The 22,743-nt window shown below is 72.9% G+C and carries 20 protein-coding genes and 1 pseudogene; 7 read left to right on the top strand and 14 right to left on the bottom strand.

The genetic code is table 11. The annotated features are described in order from the left end of the window. Position 1: 1 nt before the first annotated feature. The gene (locus GL259_RS03585; protein ID WP_159529097.1) at positions 2-292 is read right to left on the bottom strand and encodes a hypothetical protein; all 291 of its coding nucleotides are present in this window, start codon (positions 290-292) and stop codon (positions 2-4) included. Between the two features lie 255 nt (positions 293-547). Beyond that, positions 548-1,489, bottom strand: coding sequence for a LysR family transcriptional regulator (locus GL259_RS03580; RefSeq protein ID WP_243762236.1), 942 nt, complete (start codon positions 1,487-1,489; stop codon positions 548-550). Between the two features lie 656 nt (positions 1,490-2,145). On the opposite strand from GL259_RS03580, the gene GL259_RS03575 reads away from it, so the two are divergent. Beyond that, positions 2,146-3,159: a winged helix-turn-helix domain-containing protein gene (locus tag GL259_RS03575; RefSeq protein ID WP_159529095.1), complete on the top strand. Its 1,014-nt coding sequence runs from the start codon at positions 2,146-2,148 to the stop codon at positions 3,157-3,159. A 55-nt stretch (positions 3,160-3,214) separates the two neighbouring features. Here the strand turns inward: GL259_RS03575 and GL259_RS03570 are convergent, their stop codons facing one another. Both GL259_RS03570 and GL259_RS03565 read right to left on the bottom strand, forming a co-directional pair. Next, positions 3,215-4,609, bottom strand: a complete 1,395-nt coding sequence (locus tag GL259_RS03570; protein WP_159529092.1) for a DHA2 family efflux MFS transporter permease subunit — start codon at positions 4,607-4,609, stop codon at positions 3,215-3,217. Further along, positions 4,606-4,986 (bottom strand): hypothetical protein, encoded by a 381-nt coding sequence (locus tag GL259_RS03565; RefSeq protein WP_159529089.1) that lies wholly within the window; start codon positions 4,984-4,986, stop codon positions 4,606-4,608. The genes GL259_RS03570 and GL259_RS03565 overlap by 4 nt, the downstream gene beginning before the upstream one ends. A 96-nt stretch (positions 4,987-5,082) precedes the next feature. Here GL259_RS03565 and GL259_RS03560 point away from each other — a divergent pair, with 96 nt between their 5' ends. Next, positions 5,083-5,706 (top strand): TetR/AcrR family transcriptional regulator, encoded by a 624-nt coding sequence (locus GL259_RS03560; protein ID WP_243762235.1) that lies wholly within the window; start codon positions 5,083-5,085, stop codon positions 5,704-5,706. A 170-nt stretch (positions 5,707-5,876) separates the two neighbouring features. After that, positions 5,877-6,119 carry a DUF6411 family protein gene (locus GL259_RS03555; protein ID WP_159529087.1) on the top strand — a complete coding sequence of 81 codons (243 nt, stop codon included), beginning with the start codon at positions 5,877-5,879 and terminating at the stop codon, positions 6,117-6,119. Between the two features lie 298 nt (positions 6,120-6,417). Here the strand turns inward: GL259_RS03555 and GL259_RS03550 are convergent, their stop codons facing one another. After that, on the bottom strand, positions 6,418-6,975 hold the full coding sequence (locus GL259_RS03550; RefSeq protein WP_159529085.1) for a TetR family transcriptional regulator: 558 nt from the start codon (positions 6,973-6,975) through the stop codon (positions 6,418-6,420). Between the two features lie 267 nt (positions 6,976-7,242). On the opposite strand from GL259_RS03550, the gene GL259_RS03545 reads away from it, so the two are divergent. After that, entirely contained in the window at positions 7,243-8,115 is an 873-nt protein-coding gene (locus tag GL259_RS03545) for an SGNH/GDSL hydrolase family protein (protein ID WP_159529083.1), read from the top strand. Positions 8,116-8,411: 296 nt separating this feature from the next. Here the strand turns inward: GL259_RS03545 and GL259_RS03540 are convergent. Then, positions 8,412-9,001 (bottom strand): annotated as a pseudogene (locus tag GL259_RS03540) (TetR/AcrR family transcriptional regulator). A gap of 206 nt (positions 9,002-9,207) precedes the next feature. On the opposite strand from GL259_RS03540, the gene GL259_RS03535 reads away from it, so the two are divergent. Then, on the top strand, positions 9,208-9,774 hold the full coding sequence (locus GL259_RS03535; protein WP_159529081.1) for a hypothetical protein: 567 nt from the start codon (positions 9,208-9,210) through the stop codon (positions 9,772-9,774). Positions 9,775-10,098: 324 nt separating this feature from the next. On the opposite strand, the gene GL259_RS03530 is transcribed toward GL259_RS03535, so the two are convergent. Then, positions 10,099-10,752 carry a YceI family protein gene (locus tag GL259_RS03530; RefSeq protein WP_159529079.1) on the bottom strand — a complete coding sequence of 218 codons (654 nt, stop codon included), beginning with the start codon at positions 10,750-10,752 and terminating at the stop codon, positions 10,099-10,101. Positions 10,753-11,397: 645 nt separating this feature from the next. Next, complete coding sequence (locus tag GL259_RS03525; protein ID WP_159529077.1) at positions 11,398-11,793, bottom strand: RidA family protein; 396 nt, start codon at positions 11,791-11,793, stop codon at positions 11,398-11,400. Positions 11,794-11,928: 135 nt separating this feature from the next. Between GL259_RS03525 and GL259_RS03520 the strand changes: the two genes are divergently transcribed. Both GL259_RS03520 and GL259_RS03515 read left to right on the top strand, forming a co-directional pair. Beyond that, positions 11,929-12,903: a WYL domain-containing protein gene (locus tag GL259_RS03520; RefSeq protein WP_159529075.1), complete on the top strand. Its 975-nt coding sequence runs from the start codon at positions 11,929-11,931 to the stop codon at positions 12,901-12,903. A gap of 221 nt (positions 12,904-13,124) precedes the next feature. Next, complete coding sequence (locus tag GL259_RS03515) at positions 13,125-14,198, top strand: hypothetical protein (protein ID WP_243762234.1); 1,074 nt, start codon at positions 13,125-13,127, stop codon at positions 14,196-14,198. Positions 14,199-14,333: 135 nt separating this feature from the next. Here GL259_RS03515 and GL259_RS03510 read toward each other — a convergent pair whose 3' ends face one another. The 6 genes from GL259_RS03510 to GL259_RS03485 all read right to left on the bottom strand — a co-directional run bounded on the left by GL259_RS03510 (position 14,334) and on the right by GL259_RS03485 (position 22,595). Then, entirely contained in the window at positions 14,334-15,590 is a 1,257-nt protein-coding gene (locus GL259_RS03510; RefSeq protein WP_159529071.1) for a CU044_5270 family protein, read from the bottom strand. After that, the gene (locus GL259_RS03505) at positions 15,590-16,138 is read right to left on the bottom strand and encodes a sigma-70 family RNA polymerase sigma factor (RefSeq protein ID WP_243762233.1); all 549 of its coding nucleotides are present in this window, start codon (positions 16,136-16,138) and stop codon (positions 15,590-15,592) included. The genes GL259_RS03510 and GL259_RS03505 overlap by 1 nt, the downstream gene beginning before the upstream one ends. 249 nt (positions 16,139-16,387) lie before the next feature. Further along, positions 16,388-17,608 carry an FAD-dependent monooxygenase gene (locus tag GL259_RS03500; RefSeq protein WP_159529069.1) on the bottom strand — a complete coding sequence of 407 codons (1,221 nt, stop codon included), beginning with the start codon at positions 17,606-17,608 and terminating at the stop codon, positions 16,388-16,390. After that, positions 17,605-19,002 carry an MFS transporter gene (locus tag GL259_RS03495; protein ID WP_159529067.1) on the bottom strand — a complete coding sequence of 466 codons (1,398 nt, stop codon included), beginning with the start codon at positions 19,000-19,002 and terminating at the stop codon, positions 17,605-17,607. Before GL259_RS03495 ends, GL259_RS03500 begins: the two co-directional genes overlap by 4 nt. Before the next feature lie 189 nt (positions 19,003-19,191). Next, complete coding sequence (locus GL259_RS03490) at positions 19,192-21,741, bottom strand: FtsX-like permease family protein (RefSeq protein WP_159529065.1); 2,550 nt, start codon at positions 21,739-21,741, stop codon at positions 19,192-19,194. After that, entirely contained in the window at positions 21,738-22,595 is an 858-nt protein-coding gene (locus tag GL259_RS03485; protein ID WP_159529063.1) for an ABC transporter ATP-binding protein, read from the bottom strand. Before GL259_RS03485 ends, GL259_RS03490 begins: the two co-directional genes overlap by 4 nt. Positions 22,596-22,743: the final 148 nt, after the last annotated feature.

The following is a 22,743-nucleotide window of genomic DNA, read 5'->3' as shown; positions in this document are numbered from 1 at the left end:
CTCAGAGGGGGCACGGGCGGATCCGCTGCTTCCAGGCGTCGGGGTGCCCCGTGTCGGGGTACCGGTCGTTGACGCAACCCCAGAAGCTGTCGCCGGCCCCCGCCTGCGTCCAGTGGCGGTAGCCGGGGTCGTCGTACGCTCCGTCGCCCGTCGTCCAGCAGCTGGGACCGGCCTCGTTCCCGTTGTACAGCCTGCTGCAGGGCCCGTGGAGGGGGCCGTACCCGTGGCCGGGGCCCGTGCGCACCCGGAGCCAGGAGCCCGGACCGATGCCGGTGACCGTGGTGCAGTTCATCCGGTCGCCGCCGGGCTTCCGGCACCGGTGTGTCGCGGCGCTCGCCGGTGCCGCGACCCCGGCATCATCGTGACGGCGGCGGCCGCTGCGGTCACGGCGGCGAGTCTCTTTCGGCAGCCCGTGTTCATGTCGGACACGTCCTTCGCTCCGGTTCGGTCCTGTACCGCAGCTTGCCGATCCGCGCGGAAAACCGCGCTGCCTTTCGGTCTGGACCGAAATCCCCTGGTGACGGCCCCGACGCCGCGGTCGGCACGCTCAGCGGGACGGGGCGTCTCCCCAGCCGGGGGCGGCCATGGCGGCGGCCGCGGCCTCCCGCACGGCTCGTACGCCCGGGCGGTTGCGGTGCTGGGCCGGCCAGCCGAGGGCCGACACCGACGGGGACAGATCCACCACGTCGAGGTAGCGCACCCCCGGACGGGGAAACAGCTCCCGGGCCGCCGCGGGCAGGAAGCACATTCCCTCGCCCCGGGCCACCGCGAGCAGCAGCCCCTCCATGTCGGAGACGACGGGGCCGTAGCGCACGCGCGTGCCGTCCGGGCGCGGGTCCACCGCCCAGAAATCCCACCACAGCCGGGGTACCTCCGGGGGGACGTCCAGGAAGACGCGGTCGGCGAGGTCGGCGAGCCGGACCTCGGTCCGGTCCGCCAGGGGGTCGGTGGCCGCCAGACAGGCGACGCGGGGTTCGGTGGCCAGTTCCAGGAGCTCGATGGTCTCCGGCACCGGCGGCCGCAGGAAAGCGAGATCGATGTCGCCGGAGAGCAACTGCGCCAGGTGTTCGGAGAAGTTGAGACTGCGGATCTCGACGGTGATGCGGGGGTGGCGGGCGCGGAGGTGCTCGAGGACCGCGCGGGTGTAGGGCATCGCCGCCTCCGCGCCGACCGTCCCGATCACCACGTGCCCGGCGAGGGTACGGGCCCACTGGTCGGCGCGGACGCGCAGCCGGTCCATCGCCTCCACCGTGGCACGCGCCTCCACCGCCAGGGCGCGGCCCGCATCCGTGAGGGACACCGTGCGGCTGTCCCGCGAGAACAGCAGGACGCCCACCCGTCTCTCCAGATCGCGTATCTGACGGCTCAGCGCGGACTGGGTCATGTGCAGCCGCGCCGCCGTCCTGCCGAAGTGCAGCTCTTCGCCCAGCACCAGGAACAACCGCAGCTGATGGATGCTCGGCTCCGCTGATCCCGCGAAATCAGGCACAGCAGACGTCCTCCACCTGCGGCCATAGCGGCCACTGCATCGATCACACGCATTTTCTCATCACTTGCCTCCCTGACAAAGGCGATGTCTTCGTACGACCCTGGAGGAGCCGCTTCGCCGACCGGCCTGACCACCGGCACGGGCAGGGTGGCCGCACCTGTGGGTCGAGGGGGAAGAGGGAATGAAGACACGCCCGTTCTCCGGCGTGAGCCGTGTGCTGCCCGCCGCCCTCCCTCCGGCCGGCGGCCTCTCCGCCACCGTCGCACCGGTGCTTCCGCCGGTGCCCTCGTCGGTGACCGCCCGGCCGCCGGGCCGCGTGGGCGGCGCCGGGTGCGGCCCGGCGGCAGGGCCCGTACGGACGCCGCCCGGCACCCGCATACACACCCGGCTCCTCACCGCCGGGTGCCCCCGGGCGGCCGGGACCGCAGACGACGTCCCGTCAAAGTGACGGCCGGGGACGGGCCACCGCCTCCGGACCGCACGGCCCACCGCGCCCGCTCCCGCGGGTCCGCACCGGCGGTCGACCGCCACGGCCCCCCACCCGGCCGGCGAAGCCGCTGTCCGAGCCGTTCCGCACGGCGACGGGCGGCCTGCGCCACACCCGGAACACACCCACCGGAAAGCGTGTCCCGACAGCGACCACACGGGGAGAAAAGGTGCTGCGCATTCATTTCACGGACGGGGACCTGGCCCGCGTCCATCTGGCCCGGGAGCCCGATCCGGTCTGGGAGACCCTGCTGGGCCTGCACCAACTGACCGCGCCACGGCGCGGCCTGCCGGTCTTCGCCCCCTGGCGGCGCGACGCCCGCGCCCGGCTGGCCGAGGAACACCTGGCGGGCCCGGTCCGGATGCTCTCCGCCCTGGCCCCCGCTTCGGCGGGCTACTGGCCCGACTTCCTGACCCCCGGCGCCTCGGCGGACGGCCTCGAGGTCGCGCTGGAGGCACTGCGCGCCACCCCCCGGCCGCAGCTGCGCCAGGAGATGTACCGCCTGGCGGACACCCATCCGCTGCCGCGCTGGGCACACGGTCTGGCCCGGGGGGAACGGCACCGGATGGAGGAGGTGGCGACGGCGTTCCGGCTGGTGCACCGCACGATCATCGCGCCCGACTGGACCGGGACGGCCAGGACCACCGAGGCCGACCGGGCCCTGCGGACACGCGTCCTGCGCGATCACGGTGTCCACGGACTGCTGAACTCCTTCCGCCCCCTGATGGACTGGCGGCCGCCGGTGCTGCACGTGCGCTACCCGGAGGACCGGGACCTCCACCTCGGCGGACGCGGCGTGCGACTGATCCCCTCCCACTTCTGCTGGAACACGCCGATCGCCCTGGCCGACCCCGCCCTGCCGCAGGTCCTCGCCTACCCCGTCGCCCACCCGCCGGCCTGGGCGCCGGCGGTCACCCGTGACCGCCGCCCCGAGGCCCTGGCCGCCCTGCTCGGCCGGACCCGCGCCCGCGTGCTGGCGGCCCTGGAGAGCACTGCGACCACCGGAGAACTCACCCGGCGCCTGAACATCTCCGCCCCTTCGGCGAGCGAACACATCGCCGCCCTGAGAGAGGTCAGCCTCGCCCACAGCCAACGCGTCGGCGCCCAGGTCATCCACACCCTCACCCCGCTGGGCACCGCGCTCCTCCGCGGCGAACTCCCGCCCCACCCCCCGGCCGGCTGAGGTGGGGGAGGCCGGGAGGACCGAGGGGACGCGGTCGAAGGCGCGGCGTCCGTGTTCACGGCCGGTGCTTCGGCAGGCGCGCCGCCATCGGCAGCGCCAGCGCCATCAGGCCCGCCCCGCACAGCAGCGTCGTACGGAATCCGTCCGTCGCCGTCAGCAGCGAGGCCATCAGGGCCGTGCCGACGGACGCGGCCATCTGGGAGACGATGTTCAGCGCCGTGCTGCCGGCGGCGACCTCGGTGTCCGCGAGGCCGCGCGTGGCGGACGCCATGACGGGCATGTTCGTCATGCCGACCCCGGTGCCCATGACGGCGAGGGAGGCGACCAGGCGCCAGTACGGGGTGTCGGAGCCGGCCTGGACGGCGAAGGCGAGGAAGCCCGCGACGGCGACCAGGACGCCGGGCACGACGATCGCGCGCGGTGCCACGCGGTCCGAGATCCGGCTGGATATCTGCATCACCGTGCCGCTGCACAGGAACTGGGGGACCATCAGCAGGCCGGCCTGTGTGGCGGACAGGCCGCGCTGCTGCTGCCAGTACAGCGGTACGAGCATCATCGAACCGAAGTACGCGGCCGAGAACGGCATCATGGTCGCCACCGCACGGCCGACCGACGCCCTGCGCAACAGCCGCAGGTCGAGCAGGGGGTGGTCCGCCCGCAGCGCCCGCACGGCGAAGGCGGCCACCAGCGCCGCACCGGTGACGACCGGGACGACGACTCCCGCGGTGCCGAAGCCGCCGCGCTCGCCGCCCAGCGTCAGCCCGTACAGCAGAGCGGCCAGGCCGGGGGAGAGCGTCAGCAGTCCGGCCAGGTCCAGCGGGCGGCCGGTCCGCTCGTCGTCGTCGCGCATGACCCGGGCCCCCAGCAGCAGGGCGAGAGCGCCGACCGGAACGTTGACGAAGAAGATCCAGCGCCAGGACAGCGCGTCGGTGAAGACGCCGCCGAGGACCGGGCCCGCCATCGGTCCGACGAGGACGGGGATGCCGAGGATGCCCATCATCGTGCCCTTGCGCTGCGGCGGGGCGGCGCGCAGGACGACCGTCATCGCGACGGGCACGATCATGCCGCCGCCGAGTCCCTGCACCACGCGGAACACGATCAGTGAACCCGCGTTCCAGGCCAGGCCGGTGAGGCCCGAGCCGAGCGTGAAGAGCGCGACGGCGGTGAGGAAGACCCGCTTGGCGCCGTACCGGCCCACCGCCCACGCGGTGACCGGGATGACGGTCGCCAGCGCCAGCGAGTAGCCGGTCACCGTCCACTGGATGACGGACAGGGGCGCGTCGAAGGCACGCGACAGGTGGTCCAGGGCGACATTGACGATGGTCAGGTCGAGCACCGTCATGAACGAGCCCAGCACCACCACGCCCGCGAGGGCGAGGACGTGCCGGGGGACGGCCGGCGGGGGCGGCCCCCCGCTCTTCCCGGCCCGTGCCGGGAGAGCGGTGCTCATCGCTCTCCGTACGCGGCGCGGGCGCGCCCGGTCCGCGGCGTCGGCATCGCCTCGCCCGCCCCTTGGAGCGTCCCGGGCCGCAGCGGCGCGCCGTCCCCGGCGCGGTCCTCCCGCGCGTTGCGGAAGCCCACCGTGTCCCGCGCCGTGACGGCGTGCGGTTCGGCCGGGACCGGCCGGAGTCGGCCGCGTTCGGGATCGTCGCGCTGGGCGGCGGACCGCAGGAACCGGTCGGCGACGGCAGGGGCGGAGCGGCCCTCGCGGGTCGGTCCGGCCGCAACGGCGGCGCGCAAAGGGGTGTTCGCCGGGAGAGCGCTCGAGGGGGCCCCGGTCGTCAGGGGGGCGTCCGAACGGGGAGGAGAGGCTGAGGAGTTGGCCATACCGAGAAAGTACAACGACCATGGCAACAATTGCAACGATCGTTGTAATCTCTCCGGTCCGGATACCGTGGCCGACGACAGGAAGGGGCAGGACGCGTGAGGCAAGGGCTGGCGGAGAAACGGCAGGCGATCGTGCGGGGGGCACGCCGCGTCTTCGGGCGCGACGGCTACACCCGCGCCGGCATGGACTCCATCGCCAAGGAGGCCGGGGTCTCCACCCGCACGATCTACAACCACTTCCCGGAGGGGAAGGCGCAGCTCTTCCGCGTCGTCGTCGTGGAGGGTTCGGAGGAGGTCGTACGGTCCCATCTCGACGCCGTCGACCGGCGGCTCCACAAGGTCACGGACCTGGAGGCCGACCTCGTCGGCTTCGCGCACGCCTGGATGGCGCCGATGTACCGGTACCACGACCACTTCGCCGTCGTGCGGCAGCTGCGGGCCGAGGTCGGCCACATCCCGCAGGAGTTCCTGGACGCCTGGCGCGCCGCGGGTCCCGACCGTGCCCTCAAGGGGGTGGCGGCCCGCTTCCGTGAACTGGCCGAGGACGGGCTGCTCGACGCCCCGGACCCGGAGCGTGCCGCGAGCCACTTCCTGCAGCTGACCGTCGGCGAGATCAGCGACCGCACCTACCAGGGGGGCCTGCCCCTGCCGGACGGGAAGCGGGACGAACTGATCGCATCCGGGGTGCGCGCGTTCCTCCGGGGGTACGAACGGCGCTGAGGCCGCACGCGCACGACGGCACCGGGACCGCGCCGGGGGGCGCGACGCCGGCGCGGACGTCACGGTGGCGGGCCGCCCCGGTCCGGAAGCGTGTTCACGCGGGAACGGGGCACGCGGTCCCACACGGACCGACCGGTCCGGCGTCCGCACCCCCGACTCCGGAGGCCCTCATGATGGTTGTCGGCATCATCGCCGTTTGCGTGGTCATCGCCGCCCTCGCCTTCCTCGTCCCGCGTCTCTCCCGGCACCCGCAGAACGGAGCGCAGCGCACGCTCGGCCTCGGTTCCCGGGCCGGGTCCAAGGCCCCGGGCCCGCTCGGGCGCCTCTTCAGCAAGCCCTTCCGCTCCAGTTCCCGCGCGGTCGGCCGCAGCGGCTCCGCGGGCCGACGGGCGCGGGGGCGGCTGCCGTTCTGACGCCCGGAGGGGGCGCCGCCCTCCAGGGGGAGGAGGGCGCCCGCGACGGAGCCGTGCCTGACCGGTCGTCCCGGGGCCGCCTTGCGGCCGAATCCGGGCGGGAGGCGAGGAGTCCGGCCCCTTGAAGACCTCCGGTCACCGCTGCGGCGCAGCGGCCGGAGCCGACACCGCCCTCACCGGCCCCGGCCGCCCGACGCGCTCCTCCGGCACGGCCGCCGCGAGATCCGCCTGCCGCGACACCCCTCGTCGGTGGACGCCCCGCCGCGGCCGGCCCCGCCCCGGCGACGCCACGAGGACGTCAGTGGTCCCGGGGGGTCAGCACCCCTTGAAGCAGCGCGCCGTACCGTGACACCAGTTCCGTGCGGTCCGTCCGCAGCAGTCCCTCGTCCTCGACCACCCACAGTGCGTACAGCAGTCCCCCGGCCAAGGCGGCCGCCATGCGCGCACGGACGTCGGCGTCGGGGCCGGACAGACGGCGGCGCAGGGGTGCGACGAAGAGGTTCTCGTGCGTGCCGCGCAGACGTTCGTGGATCTGCGGTTCGTTGCCGCCGTGCACCAGGGCCAGGAAGACGCCCCGCGCGGAACCGTCGAGTTCGACGAGGAGTTCGGCGAGCCGATCGCCCAACTGCTCCAGCGGCACGTCGAGCAGCGGCTCGTCGTCGATCGTCAGGTGCATCGTCTCCAGGAACAGGAGTTCTTTGCTCTTGAAATGACGGATCACCAGCGCAGGGTCCGTGTCGGCCGCCGCCGCGATCCGGCGGACGGTGGTCCTGGAGAAACCCTGGTCCCGGAACAGCCGGGCAGCGGCCGAGCGGATGGCCTCGCGGGTCGTGGTACTGGAGCCGGTCTGCAGCATGCGGGACAGGATAGGGGCCCGACGCTTCGCGACTGCGGGTTCGCGCGGTTGCGGGATCGGGTCGGGGGCTTTTCGTGAGCATTTCAAGAAGTGCGGTCAACAATGTTGACTCCCCGTCGGGGGAGCTGCACATTACCTGTCAGTAGAACCGTTCGGTAATTGTGCAGCCCCACGCTCTTCCCTGGTCGAACCGCTCCGTTCCCGCCGGTGGCGCGCCCCGTCGGCTGCCGCGCCCACCGCTCCGCGCCCCCCGAGAAGAGGGATCACATGCCGAAGCACGCCCTGCGGAATGTCATGGCCACGTCATTCGCACTCGTCGGTGCGCTCGCCCTCAGCCTCACGGGCGGCACCGCCCACGCCTCCGCACCGCTGGACTACGTCGCCCTCGGCGACAGCTACAGCGCCGGCTCGGGCGTGCTGCCCGTGGACCCCACCAACCTGCTGTGCCTGCGCTCCACCGCGAACTACCCCCACGTGATCGCCGCCCGGACGGGCGCCCGCCTGAAGGACGTGACCTGCGGCGCCGCCCGGACGAAGGACTTCACCGAGGCGCAGTACCCCGGGGTCGCACCCCAGGTGAACGCGCTCGACGCGGACACCGACCTGGTGACGCTGACGATCGGCGGCAACGACAACGGCACCTTCATCAACGCCCTGACGGCCTGCGGCACCGCGGGTGTCCTCAGCGGCGGCAAGGGAAGTCCCTGCAAGGACAAGCACGGCACGTCCTTCACCGACCAGATCGACGCGAACACCTACCCCGCGCTGAAGGCCGCCCTGCAGGCCGTGCGCGCCAAGGCGCCCGACGCCCGGGTGGCGGTCCTGGGCTACCCGTGGATCACACCGGCCGAGGCCGACCCGTCCTGCTTCGTGAAGCTGCCGGTCGCCGCCGGTGACGTGCCCTACGTACGTGGCATACAGGCCCACCTCAACGCGGCCGTCCAGCGCGCCAGCGAGGAGAGCGGCGCCACCTACGTGGACTTCTCCCGGGTCTCCGAGGGCCACGACGCGTGCAAGCCCGGCGGCACCCGCTGGATCGAGCCGCTCCTCTTCGGCGGCAGCCTCGTCCCCGTCCATCCCAACGCCCTCGGGGAGCGGCGCATGGCCGAGCACACCATGAGCGTCCTCGGCCTGGGCTGACGGCGGATCACCTCACCTTCGGTGACCGCCCCGCTCGGGGCCGACACGGAACTCGAGCGGGGCGAGCCGCGCCGGGCCCGGCACAGGGACCGGATCCTCGGGGAACCCGGCACGTCCGCAGCGGCGTGGACGCCCACCGGGCCGACGGCGACCACCGCCTGATGCCGAGGAACGGTCCGACGCCTCCGCGCACGGCCTCGACGCCCGCCGCGGACCGGCCCCCGGCGGCGTGATCGGCGAGTGCCGCTCCGCCGCTCGACCGGCGACGACTTCTCGAGCGGCACGGGGGTCCCGTTTCAGGCAGGGACCGTGCGCGCGTGCAGGATGCCCTCGACGCCGTGCAGGAAGGTCTCGGAGATCAGTGCGGGGTCGAAGAGGCAGCCGGCCGCCATGGCGCCGTCCCGGAGCATGACGAAGTGACGGCCCGCCGCGTCGGCGGGCGTGCAGCCGGCCTGCGCCAGCAACTGTGTGGCGGTCTCCAGGAACCACTGCCGATGGGCCAGCACGGCCTGGTGGACCGGGTGTTCCGGGTCGGGGTACTCGGCCGCCGCGTTCAGGAAGGCGCACCCGCGGAACCCCGGGGACCGGATGCCCTCGGCGATGGAGCGGCTGACGGCCCGGACCGTGTCGTCGGCCGGCAGCCCTTTCGCCCGGGCGGCCGTGACCTGCCCCGGATGCCCTGGTCGGCGCGTCGGAGGTAGGCGAGGATCAGCTCCTCCTTCCCCTTGAAGTGCCGGTACAGGGTGGCGCGGGTGACCTGGGCCTCCACAATGATCCGGTCCACGCCGACGGAGTGGATCCCCTCGGCGTAGAAGATCCGGGTCGCCGTGTCGAGCAGCCGCGACCGCGCCTCGGACGTGCTCCCATCCTCTGGACTCGCGCTCATGGCGCCACCGTACCAGCCGATGAGGGAGAACGTTCGGTCTTGACAGGGGAGGGCGGACGTCTTTGGATGAGAAGCGAGACCGAACGTTCTCCCTCATGAGGTGGACGGCCCACGGCGGACGGTCGGGCGCGTCCGCGCCGCACACGGCGCCCGACGCTCCGCCGCGCTCGCCGCACGCCATTCCCACCGAACAGAAAGAAGCCCTCATGGACAGCTCCGTCGCCGCCCCCGCCCCTGCCGCGAGCACTTCCGCAGCGCTGCGCCGCCTGTACTTCCTGCGCTTCGCGTTCGCCGCCGTATGGGCCGCCCTGCTGTTCACCTCCGCGCGCACCCTGGACACCCTCGGTGCGACGCTGCTGGTGATCTACCCCTTGTTCGACGTGGCGTGCGCGGTCGCCGACGTCAGGTCCGCCCGGGCGAACCGCGGACCGGTGCGCGGTCTCCACGCGAACATCGTGCTCAGCACCCTCACCGCCGCAGGTCTGGTCGCCGCCTCGTCCTCCGGCATCCCGGCCGTCCTCCGCGTCTGGGGCGCCTGGGCGATCACCGCGGGTCTCGTCCAGCTGGTCGTCGGCGTCCTGCGACGCGGCATGGGGGGACAGTGGCCGATGATCGTCAGCGGCGCCGTCTCCACCCTCGCCGGAGCCTCCTTCGTCGCGCAGGCCGGCAAGGACGACGCCTCCCTGGGCGCCCTGGCCGGCTACGCCTTCCTCGGCGGGGTCTTCTTCCTCGTCTCCGCACTCCGCCTGGGACGAGCCGGCAGGACCGCGTGACCGTGAACGGCTCGTGCGGATCATCCGGCAGATCCTGAGGGCGGGCGAAGGGACCGGGGAAGCCTCAGTGTTCCAGGAGCGCACCGCCACGTGGCGGTGCGCTCCTGGAACACTCGCTGCCCACGGGCACTTCGAACTCCTCGTGCCACCGGACCGAGGCCGCGCCGGCCGCCGGAATCGGCGCCTCCTGGGTGACCGGCGGCGAGGCCCACGGACAAGACCCCCGGCGTACCGGGCCGCCCCCGAGGCGCGCGGCCCGGTACGCCGCGGTCATCATGACGGTGGTCCGCGGATTTCCCCGGGCGACCACGTCCCCCGGAGAAGCTACGAGGTGGACCGGATCGCGGAGATGTCGAACTGCAACCGGACCTTCTCGCTCACCATGGCGCCGCCGTTCTTGAGGCGCTGGTTGTAGACCAGGCCCCACTCGGTGCGGTCGATGGTGGTGGTGCCGTCGAAGCCGGCTCGTTCGTAACCGAACGGATCCAGGACCGAGCCGAGGTAGTCGAGTTGCAGGTCGACGGGCCGGGTGACGTCGCGGATGGTCAGGTCTCCCGTCATGCGGAAGCTCTCCCCGCCCTCGTGGACGGTGGAGGTGCTGCGGAACACCATCTCCGGGTAGCGCCGCACGTCGAAGAAGTCGGCGCCGATGAGGTGCGCGTCCCGTTGTTCCACGCCCGTGTCGACGCTGGCGACCCGGATGACGAGCTCGGCACGCGACTCGGAGGGCCGCGCCCCGTCGAAGTACAGTGTGCTGTCGTAGTCGGTGAAAGCTCCCCGTACCGTCGTCACCATCGCGTGCCGGACGGAGAATCCGATGCGGCTGTGCGGACGGTCGATGGTCCATCGCCCGGTCAGCGCCCGCAGTGCCGGATCCAGCGCGACACCGGTGCCCCAGGCCTCCGCAGTGGGCGTACTGGTACCGGCAGTCGGCGTCGGCTCGATGACGGCTGTCTGGCGGCGGCTGAAGATACCCATGAGGTCGTAGGCCCTTTCTGTCTGATCGCCCTGTGCTATCACGGAGCCGACAGGTGCCACACGGCGAGATGGGCGGCCCCGTCCGGGTTCCATACGGTCGACCGTAAAGCTGCACAAGATCAACATGAGTGGTCTCCGGTTGACCGGTGAGGCCGGTCCTCCGTGTGCCACCGTTCCTCCGAAGGCTCCACGGCGAGGTTCCCGACGGGGGCTCGGCATCCACGGCTCGGAGTGGCGCCCGGACGGTGCGGGCCCGCACCCTCACCAACGGCTCCGCGAGAGGACCTGCCCGGAGGCTTCCGGCAGCGCCGGGACCGGTTCGTGACGACGTGTGAGGCTGAGGTGATCAGACCACTCCCGGGCTCGCGGCTCGCGGCGGAGCGGCCCGCAGGGCAGCCGGGCTCCTGACGCTGAGGGGTGGTCAAGACCGTTGGGCCAGGACGCCTGTCACGCATGCCGCGGGCACCGCGGCGCCGGCGTACGCCGAGCGGCAGGCGGACGTCCGCGTACCGCGGTCGTTGCAGGAAGGACTCGCCGTCGGGGCCGTGGGCGCGGAGCGTCCCCCTCCTGAGTGCCGGGAGTCCTTCCTGCCTGCTGCTCGCGTCCGGTTCGACCGGCAGCCCTACCGGAGGCGGCGAGGCCGCCTCACGCGACCGCGGTCCCCTCGAGCTCGACCATCAGGCCGGGGACCGCCAGCCGTGTCACCCCGAGCATCGTGGTGGTCGGCGCCACCCCGGCGGCGCCCAAGCGCGACGCCAGTACACCGTAGTGCTCGAGGAGCCGGTCGACGTCGGTGGTGTAGACGTTGAGCCGGACCAGGTCCGCGAGGGACATGCCGGCCTCGCCGAGCACGGCCTCCAGGTTGTCGGTGGTCAGCGCCAACTGCGCCGCCATGTCACCGGCGTGCCGGGGCTCGCCCTCGTCGCTCATCGCGGTCTGCCCGGAGCAGTACAGGGTTCGCGTGTGCCCGGAGACGATCTCGCCCTGGCTGCAACCCATCTCCACCGACCACGTCCACGGGTTGACCGTTGACCGCTCCATCACCGCATCAGCTCCATTCGATCCATCGGCAGTACGTACGTCCGAAGGCCCGGTGGCCACCGCCTTCGGCATCACGTCGGCAAGCCTCTCCGTGAAGCACGACATCCTTGGTCATGTATTCGCTAGCGTTCTCGTGTGCGTGCCGACCGGTTGATCTCGTTGGTGCTGCTGCTGCGCCGGCACGGTCGGCTGACCGCGGCCGCGCTGGTCCGCGAGCTGGAGGTGTCCACCCGCACCGTGCTGCGCGACATCGAGGCGCTGTCCGCGGCCGGCGTCCCGGTCTACGCCGAACGCGGCCGGCACGGCGGGTTCGCATTGCTGCCCGATTTCCGGACCGATCTCACCGGACTGAACCACGACGAGGCCCTCGCCCTGCTGACCGCCGGATCGGGGCGCGGCGAGCAGGTGTTCGGCCTCGGCCCGGCGCTCGCTTCGGCCATGCGCAAGGTGGTCGACGCGCTGCCCGAAAGCCACCGGGCCACCGCGAGCGACGCCGCCCGGCGATTCCTCGTCGACCCGGAGACCGACCTGCTCTCACGCCGACTGGTCACCGAGGAGGTGCCCGGCACCACGATGAGCGAGGTCAGGCGCGCGGTGCTCGCCGGACGCAAGCTGCGCATCCACTACGCGGCCACGGGTCAGGCACCGCAATGGCGCACGGTGGACCCGGTCGGCCTGGTCACCGTACGCGACCGGGGCTACCTGCTGGCCACGAGATCCGGCGCGGACCGCACCTACCGGCTGTCGCGGGTGTCGGCCGCCGAGCAGCTCCCCGAACCGGCACAGCGACCCGACCGGATCGATCTGGACCGGATCTGGCGGGAACGCTGCGCGCAGTTCCTGTCCGACGGCGACCAGGTCACCGTGCGGGTACGGGTGAACCCGGCGCGGCGGGAGGAACTGGTGGACACCGCGCTGGCCGTCCGCGTCGAGGAACCCGATGCGGACGGCTGGCTGCGGCTGGAGGTGACCTTCCAGGATCCCCGGCACGCCGAATGGGCGCTGTGGCAGCTCACCGCGGACGCGGAAGCCCTGGCCCCGCAGTGGTTGCGCACCTCCCTGCGCAACCGCGCCGCCGCGATCGTCTCCTGCTACGGAGGGTCATCCTGAGCGCCGCCGCTTTCCGCGAGCCGCTGCCGACGGTCCGGACCGCTCCCACCTGACCGGAACCGTGCCTCTCGACAGTCATGCGACGCATTGACCCCACAGCGCCATGGCGGTTGCATGCTTGTGGCTCTCCGGTGGGGAACCGGGGAGAAGGACCATGTCCTGTCCCTGGGGGGAAAATGAGAAACGCGGAACGGAGCGCCACCAGACGTGTGCGGGCCGCCTTGAGCACCGCGGTCGTGGTCTGCGCGGTCACGGCGGTGCTGCCCGGAGCCGCTTCGGCTGAGCCCATGACCGTGCCGGGCGTCGCGAGCGACAGCGGAGCCGGGGTCGAGCGGATCAGTGTCGCGACCGACGGCACCCAGGGCGACGGCGACTCCGCCGGCGCCACGATCACGACCGACGGCCGGCGTATCGCCTTCTCGTCGTCGGCGAAGAACCTCACATCCGCCAACCCGGTGACATGGGAAAGGGTGTTCGTCCGCGACCGGTGGACGAGCCAGACCACGCTGATGAGCACCACCGCCCCTCCGATCCAGCGCCCGGTGATCAGCGGGGACGGGCAGTACGTTGTCCTGTGGGGGCTGCTGTTCAGGGACACGAAGGTCTTCCTGTCCCAGGTGAGCTCGGGAAGCACGATCGGCGTCAACTGTCCGGGCCTCGGCTGCGGCCAGCCGTCGCTGAGCGCGGACGGCCGCTCCATCGCCCAGGCCGCCACCTTCAACCGACCGCCGTCCCGGCAGCGCATCGAGGTACGGGACTGGCGCACCGACACCACGGAGACCGTCGCCGAGTTCGGTCACACCGTCTCGGCCCGGCCGTCCATCAGCGGCGACGGCCGCTTCGTCGCCTACCAGGACGGTCGGGCGGAGGACGTCTTCGTGTGGGACCGGACCGACGGCACCTCCTCCGGCCCGGTCGAGGGCCCGTCCAAGGCGGCGACGCTCGTCCAGCTCAGCAAGGACGGCAGCAAGGTCGTCTACCTCTCGGGCTCCGACACCTACATCCACGACGAGAGCTCGGGCAGCGACCAAGTGGTGCCGAACGCGCGGGGCGTGGCCATCGATCCCACCGGCCGCCATCTGCTGTACGCCCCGCACGACGCGAACGGACCGTCGCTCGTGCTGCGCGACCTGGAGACGGGCACCGACGCGATCGTCTCGAACCAGCCCGCCTCGGCCGGGACCGACGCGGTCAGCGCCGGTGGACGCGACGTGGTCTTCCATTCCACGGCCGACGACATCGTGCCCGGCGACACCAACGGCAAGTCGGACGTTTTCGTCCGCCGCTTCCACTGATCGCCCCGACCACCACGCTCTCCTGCCGCCCCACCGCTCGTGCGCGAGCGGCGGGGGCCGTGGCGGGGGGATCGCGACGCCCTGCCCCGTGCCCGCCGCACAGGCGGGCACGGGGCAGGGCAGGTGCGGTCGGGGTCAGCGCCTGCCGGTGGGCTCGACGCCGGCCTCCGCGTTCGGGTGCCCCGGTTCGCCGGTCATGAAGTCCTCGTCGAACGACGGGGCCCGGTCGGTCCACCTCATCACCGTGAAGGTGGTGTAGCCGGTGAGCTCTCCGGGCCGGTGCCCGTCGCCGGCCGAGGTCGCGTACGACTCCTCCGACAGCGGCAGCCCGGTCTCCTTGTCGAAGATCAAGCGGCGCTTGTTCTCCGCTCCGGGCCGCGGGCTCCCGATCTCCACGGCGTAACCCGGGCGCCCGGACCGGTCGGTGACCTCGCCGATGTCCCGCACGCCCGGCAGCGAGGCACGCACCCGGTAGGCCGCGGCCCGCAACCGCGGCGACACCGGCAGCTCGAGGGCCAGGTTCTCGGCCGTCTGGCCGAGCAGTTCCCGCAGGATGTGCCGCGGCGCGTTGTACTGATCGTCGACGATCCGCTCCAGCCGCTCGCGGAGCCGGTCCGGGTCGGTGGGCAGCGACTGCAGTTCCGTCAGGTCGATCTCCGCCCCGGCCGAGACCGTGTCCGTCCCGCCACCGGGGGCGTCGCCCGCGAACTCGCCCGCGCCGTCCCAAGTGACGATCTCCGGCCGGGGTCCGAGGGGCGTGCCGTCGTCGCGCCCGGGCTCGTTCCGCTCGCGCCGGGCCCGGTCGTGGTCCGTCAGGTCCCACCGCTTCGGCGAGCCGTCGGCGCGCCAGGCCTCCTCGTCGGCCGGGGTGGCGGGCCGGGCCCCGGCGTCGATGTGCAGCGTCCAGCGCCGGTCGCGCTCGCCGGTTCCCTTCGTCAGCCACGTCCTGGTCTCGTGCCGGACGTCGAGCGTGTAGCCCTTGCCGGGGACCCTTCGCAGTGATCCCGTGCGCTTCTCCTGGTACCAGTAGGCGCCCGAGGTCGCCTCCGTCTTCTCGACGTCGGAGGCGGCTGCGAGCAGGATGCGGGACGCGGAGAAGTCGGTGGCGGGCGCGCCCGCCCCGGGCCGCGGTCCCTCGCCGGGCGGCCCGGCCGTGGTGACGACCAGGGCCGCGGCGGCCACGGCCGCCGCGCCGGCCAGGGCCACGCTCCACGCCGGCCGCGCGCCGACGCGGCTCCTTCCCCGCTTCACCGGCGCCGCCTGCGGCTCTCGGGCCCGCCGCATCACACCCTGCAGCTCGGCCCGCCGGACCTCGGGGTCGACCGGCCTGTCGGGGGCGAGGTGTTCGGGGCGGGCGTCGGCCAGCCGACGCATCAGGTCGTCGTGCTTCATCACACTTCCTCTCCTGCCGTACTGACCAGGGGGCGGACACCGGGGCGCACCGGTGGTGCCTCGTCCCGTACCGCCACCGCCTTGGCGAGCCGGCGACGCGCACGGTGGAGCCGCACGCGCATGGTGGCGGCCGTGCAGCCGAGGACGCGGGCGGCCTCGCGGGGGGTGAGCCCCTGCCACGCGGCCAGGACCAGCACCTCGCGGTCCTCGTCGCTCAGGGACGCCAGGGCGTTCCGGAGCGCGATCCGGTCGGCGACGTCGTCGGCGATGTCACCCTCGACCGTGTCCGTCCAGTCCCGCAGCTCGGTGGCGAGCGAGGCGCGCCTGGCCTCGGCGCGTCCGGTGTCGCGCAGGACGTTGCGGGCCACGCCGAGCAGCCAGGGCAGCGGCGGCTGGGGTATGTCGCCGATACGGCGCCAGGCCACGGTGAAGGTCTCGCTCACCACCTCATCCGCCACCTGCCGCCCCGCGCGGCTGACCGCGTAGGCCCAGACGCGTTGTCGGCAGGCGTCGTACATCGCGGTGAAGCGTGCCTCGTCATCGGGCACGGCGTGCACCTCCGTCCTCCAGGTTCGTCCGTCACCGGGAAGTGGTGCGTGCCGCCCGATCGTTACAGCATGATCCGGCAGATCGCGTGGCGGGCCTCCAGGAACTCCCAACGAAATGATCTTCGAGGTGGCTGGATCACTCCGGGACCGTTGATCCGGGGGTGTGGGGTGGCGCCTGGCCGAGTGGAACGAGGCCGGGGTGCGGCCCCGGTCGCCGGGCACGCCCGTCATCAGTGCGCGCAACCGGTCTCACGCCGGGGGCATGAACTCGGGCAGGACGAGGGCCGAATGGGCCGGTCGTCCCTCCGTGGAAGGCATGGAGCTGAGACCGCGCAGCCTGTCGTTGCGTTGTTCCAGGGCCCGGGCGGTGGTCGGGAGGAGTGTGGCACCGCCCTCGCCGACCAGCTCCTGGTTCACGGTCACAAACGCACGGGAGCCGTGTTCGTAGGCAGCGAAGCCTGCGGCGTGGTCCCGGCCGGCCAAGGAACCGGCGAGCATGTACGCGCCGACGAGGGCGAGGCTGGTGCCCTGACCGGTGAGGAACGAGGGCGCGTACGCGGCGTCGCCCACCAGCGCCGTCCTGCCGCTGGACCACCGGGGCATGCGGATCTGGCCGACCGCGTCGAAGAACAGGTCGTTCGCGTCGCGCATGGCGGCCAGCATCCCCGGGACCTCCCACCCCGCGTCGGCGAAGACCGTGGCGATCAGGTCTCGTTGGGCTTCCGGGTCCCGGAAGGCGTCGAACGGCGGTTCCGGCCGTGCGAAGTTCAGGAAGGCGTGTACTTCGTCGTCGCCCCCCACGGCGTAGAGAGCCGCGGCCTTGCCCGGGGCGTTCCACATCACGGTCTCGTGGGAGAGCCCGAAGGCGTTGCGCATGGTGAACACGGCGAAGCAGTAGCCGAGGTACCGGTGGAACTGCCTTTCGGGGCCGAACAGCATCTCCCGGGTACGGGAGTGCAGACCGTCCGCACCGAACACCATGTCGAACGTCCGCCTGCTGCCCCCGTGGAAGGTGACGTCGACCCCGTGGCCGGACTGGTCGAGGGCGTCGATGGAGTCGTTGAACAAGAACTCCACGTCGTCACGGATCGCCGTGTGAAGGACGTCGGTCAGATTCCCGCGCCGAACCTCCAGGTCCCGTCCGGTGACACCGCCGGTGACGCTGTGCGGGTGGAGCGAGGCCACCTCACTGCCGTCCCCGTCGAGGAAGGTCAGCCGGCGCACGTCGATGTGGGCGTCCTGCAGTTGTGGCAGGATCCCCATCCTCCGGACGACCTCCAGTGCGGTGCCGCGCACGTCGATGGGGTGACCGCCACCACGAAGCGCGCCCGCCCTCTCCACCACCGTGACTGCGTATCCGTAGCGGTTCAGCCAGAACGCGAGGGCGGAACCCGCGATGCCGGCCCCGGATATCAGGACCTCGCGCCTCGGCGTCGTACGGATGTCCGTCAGCTGATCGGTGAGGGTCATTCCCCGGCTCCTTTGCTCATGGTGCGGACGACAAGCAGGGACAGCGCCGTGACGGCGCCGGCGATGACGAAGCCGGTGACGAAGGCCGATTCAGCCGGGACGTCCGACCCGGAAGGAGTCCCGGCGGTGAGGACCGCACCACCGACCTGCGAGCCCACGGCGAAACCGATCACGCGAGTCACCAGGACCAGGCTGGTGGCGATGCCGGTGTCGCTCCGAACGACGGAAGCGGCGGTGCCGGTCACCAGCGCCGTGACGCACAGACCGTTGGCAAGCGCGATCAGCGCCTTGCCGACAACGAGGTGCCAGACCTCGGTGTGGGCGGCTGACAAGGTGATCAGGGCGGCGGCCAGGACGACGGTCCCGGTGGTGACCACGGCACGCGAGCCGAAGCGCCGTGCCCCGATCCCGCTCATCGGCCCGGCCAACGACGCGGCCACGGCGCCGGGGAGCAGGAAGAAACCGATCTCGGTGGCGTCGGCCCCGAAGCCGTAATCGCCGGCGGACACCGCGAACAGTTGCGGGACGAGATGGACCGCCATCGAGGTACCGGCGCAGATCATGAACGTCAGCACACACGACTGCCACATCGCAGGCCGTGCCAGCATGCGCAGATCGACCATCGGCGAGGCCGCACGACGCTCAACGGCCGCCCATCCGGTCACGAAGGCGGCCAGAACCACGACGAGGGCGCCGAGCACGAGTGGCTGCGAGCCGATGGCGGGCGCCAGCGCGAGCGCGAGCACGAGCGTGAGCAGCGTCCCGCTCAAGAGGACCAGGCCGGGCCAGTCGACCCCGGCGTCGTCCGACCGGCCCGGTGGATCGTTCGGCATCAGCCTGTTCACCAGCACGGTGGCCGCGATGACCACGATCGTCGGCAGCGCGAACATCCAGTGGCGGGACAGCCCTTCCGCCACGGGCCCGGCCGACAGCGTTCCCGCCGTCCCGCCCCCCACGAACAGCCCGCTGACCACTCCGATGGCCACCTTCGACTCTTCCGCGGGGAGGTGTTCGCGCACCAGAATGAACGACAGAGGCAATGCGCCCACCATCGCGCCCTGCAGCACCTGACCGAGCAGCAGCACCGGCAGGTTCGGCGCCAGGGCGGACACCAGACCACCGGTACAGACCACAGCCATCAGCCGGATCAGGACCCGTTTTCCGCCGCACCGGTCGCCGAACTTGCCCGCGACCGGTGTGACGAGCGCGCCGGTGACAAGGAGCACGACGCTGAGCAGCGCCCCTTCGGCCGGACTCATGTTCAGCTCGCGTTGCAGGAGCGGGAGCGTCGGCGTCACCACCGACTCCAGGGCACCGGTGGCGACTGCCAGCATGCCGAGGGCACCGACAGCGGCCTTCCCGATGCGGGCCGGAGGAGCCAGAGTCACAGTCATGAACGTCCTTTCCGTCATTGCCGTGCGAGTGAGGGGTCGGCCGTGCGCGGAGCGCTGTCGTTTCGGGCCCGCGCCGGACGCCGGCAAGGGGCACCGCGCCAGGACGCGCTCGCTGCTCTGCGGCCCGCGGTCCGAGAGGCCGTACGGGGCGGGAGCCGCGGTGAGGCCGGCTGCCCCGGTACGCATGCGCTACGACCGGCGGCGCAGCGCCGCTCGTGCCGGCAGGGTGACCGCGAGCAGTGCCAGGCCGCCGACGGCGGCCGCGAAGGATCCGTACACCAGCGGCGGCACGTACGGCCCCTCGCCGGTCATGCCGCGCATCATCGGGATGAGCGTGGCCGCGGCGATCGCGGAGCCGAGGGCTGTGCCTGCCGTGGAGACCAGCAGGCCCTCCCAACCGAGCATCGTCAGCACCTGGCGCCGGGTGGAGCCGACGAGGCGCAGGGTGCCCAGCTCGCGGCGGCGGTCGAGGACCGTCATCACCAGAGTGTTGACGGCGGCGATGGCGGCGAAGCCGCCGAGGACCGCGGCCATGGTGATGTTGGTCCAGGCGCCCAGCTCGGCGTCGAGGTTCCGCTCGGTGGCGTAGCCGGAGGCGTCGGTGACCCTGCCCAGGGCGGTGAGCGACTTCTTCGAGCCGCCCCGTACCAGCAGTGCGCTGTCGAAGCCCGAGGTGACGTGCCCGGCCAGGGACGCCCGGTCCATGGTCACCGTAGCCAGGCCGAGGCCGCGGCCGTAGACGGCGACGATCTCGGGGCTGGCCTTGGTGCCGTCGGGAAGGTGGAGCGGGAGCCGGTCGCCGACGCCGGCGTCCGCCGAGTCGGCAAGGGTCTTGTCGATGGCGATCCGGCCCTTGCCGAGCCGGTGGAGACTGCCTTCGCGTACGTCCAGGTCCTGCACCTTCGCGAGCTCGGCACCGGAGCCGGTGACGCCCTGGGTCGCCGCGCCCCGCAGTGACTCGAACTCGCCGGAGCCGACCGGTACCAGCACCTGCGTGTTGAGCAGGCCGACGGCCGCCTCCACACCCGGCGCGCGGGCGGCCCGTGCCGACGCGTCCACCGGGAGCCCGGCCGGGGCCGTCACCACGTGGTCCGCGACGATGCCCGCGCGCACCTGCTCGTCGGCGGCGTGGGTCTCGCTCGTATGCATGAACACGAGGGTCGAGGCGAAGGCCATGGCGAGCACGATCGGAGTGATCGCGGAGGCGAGGCGGCGTGCGTTGGCACGGGAGTTGGCGGCCGCGAGCCGGGCGGCCGGGCCGGCGCCCCGTAGCGGGAGGCCGAACAGGCCCGCGCACAGCCGCGCCACCAGCGGGCCGAGCAGCGCGACGGCGAGCATGAGCAGCATGACGACGCCGAGGGCGGCGCCGGCCGCGTCACCTCCCGTGGAGCCGGCGGAGAGGCCGGTGAGGAACCCGCCGCCGACGAGGGCGCCCATGCCCAGCACCGTACGGATCAGGCCGGGCCGCAGCCGCTCCACCGATGCCTCGGCGAGCGCCTGTCCCGGCTTGATCCTCGAGGGCCGGCGCCCGGCCGTCCAGCCGGCGGTGAGGGCGGTGAGCAGTCCCATGCCGACGGCGGCGAGGAGGGGAAACGCGGAGACGTGCGGGTCCACGGCCTGCGGGACCGCGCCGCGGTCCTGCAGCTGTCCGAACCACCAGTGCGCGAGCCCGATGCCGGGCAGGCAGCCGATGATCCCGGCGAGCGGCGCGACGAGCAGTGCTTCGGAGGCGACCGCGCGCCGGACCTGCCGCGGGGTGGCGCCGACGGCGCGCAGCAGCGCGAATTCGCGGGCCCGCTGGGACACGGACAGGGCCACGGTCCCGGCCGCGGTGAGGACCGCGACGACGGCGGCGATGCCGCCGAAGGAGCCGCCGATCCCGAAGAGGGCTTCCTTGGCGTGCCCGAGCCCCGGGTCCTCGGCGGTACCGCGGTCGTCGCCGGTGTGCACCTGGGCTCCGGAGCCGGCCAGGGCCTTCTTCACGGAGTCGGCGAGGGCGTCGGCATCGGTCCCGCGCTCGGCCAGCACGGCGATGGCGTCGGCCTTGCCGGGGTGGCCGGCGAGCGTGGGGGCCTGGGTGTCGGCGAACCAGACCAGGGCGCCGGCGGCGCCGGTGTTCCGGGCGGTGTCCTCGGATCCGGCCCTGGCGACCCCGGCCACGCGGAAGCCCTGCCGCCCGGCGGCGGTCTGCAGTACGACGACGTCGCCGACGGCGGCCCTCGCGGCGCGGGCCGTACCCGCGTCGAGCACGACCTCGCCCTCGCGGGGCGCGGAGCCGGTGGTCAGCGCGGTGCCGGTGAAGGTGTGCGAGCCCCATCCGTGTGCGGTGAGCACGCCGCCCGGAACGGTCAGTTCGCGTGCACCGGCGCCTGCACCCTCGTCCGCCGTGCGCACCGGGAAGGTGAAGTCCGGGACGGCGGTGGCCGCACCCGGCGCCTCGGCGGCCTTCGCCACCAGCCCGGCGTCCACCCGTGCGGTGTCCGGCAGCGGGACCGCCTCCTTCTCACGGTCCTCGCCGCTGCCCGTGACGATGTACTCGTACTGGTCCGCCGCCACGACGACAGGCGTCTTCGCGTACCGTTCGGGCGGCACCGTCGCGCGCAGGCCGGTCTCGAGCAGGATTCCGCAGGTCGAGACGATCAGTGCGGACATCATCAGCGCGAGGAAGGTCCCCGCGAACGACGCCGGTTTGAAGCGGACGGCCGCGCGGGCCAGGCCGTTCGGGGTGGAGAGCCTCATGCCGCGGCCCCCGCCGTCGCACCCTTGCGGCCGGTGAGCACCGCCATCCGCGCCGCGATCTGCTCCGCCGAACCACGCTCCAGGCTGCCGGCGAAGGTGCCGTCGGCGAGGAACAGCACGCGGTCGGCCCAGGCGGCCGCGGCCGGGTCGTGGGTGACCATGACGACGGTGGCGCCATGGGGGTACCCCCTGCTCGAGCGGAGCCGAGAGCTCGGGGGAGTGTCCACCGCGTGCCGGAGCAGGCCGAGGACCTCGGCGGCGGTGCCGGTGTCGAGGGCGCCGGTGGGCTCGTCGGCGAACACCACGTCGGGGCCGGTGACCAGGGCGCGGGCGACGGCCACGCGCTGCTGCTGCCCGCCGGAGAGCTCCCCGGGCCGGCGCTTCGCCTTGTCGGCGAGCCCGACCTGCGCGAGCACCTCGGCCGCCCGACGGCCGTCCTGGCGCTGCCCGGCGAGGCGCAGGGGCAGCAGGACGTTCTGCTCCACGGTCAGCGACGGCAGCAGGTTGAACGCCTGGAAGACGAAGCCGATGCGGCTGCGGCGGAGCCCGGTGAGCTCGTTCTCGTTCATCCCGGTGATCTCCGTACCGCCGAGGCGCACGGATCCCGCCGACGGCCGGTCGAGCCCGGCGGCGCACTGCAGGAAGGTGGACTTGCCGGACCCGGACGGGCCCATGACCGCGGTGAACGTGCCGCGCGGGAGGGCGAGGTCGATGCCCGCGAGGGCGTGCACGGAGCCCGCGCCGCGGCCGTACTGCTTCCGGACACCGCGCAGTTCGACGGCGGGCCCGGGGGTGGCGGCCGGTGCCTCCGGCCGGTCGTCCGTCTTCCGTCGCCTGTCGTTGCGTAGCCTCATGTTCCGTCCTCTCGCGGTTCTCTCTGCCGTCGGGTGGAGAGTGCGGGGACGGCTGCGCGCCGGGCGTCATACCCGGGAGCCAAGGTGGAGGTGCTACCCCGGTAGGGGGCGGAGGAGGAACAGGTCCCTCCGCCACGGGCTGCCGCCC

Source organism: Streptomyces sp. Tu 3180 (assembly GCF_009852415.1).
GTDB lineage: Bacteria > Actinomycetota > Actinomycetes > Streptomycetales > Streptomycetaceae > Streptomyces.
Note: the sequence above shows the minus strand (reverse complement) of the source record. Positions and strands in the feature narration are given on the sequence as shown.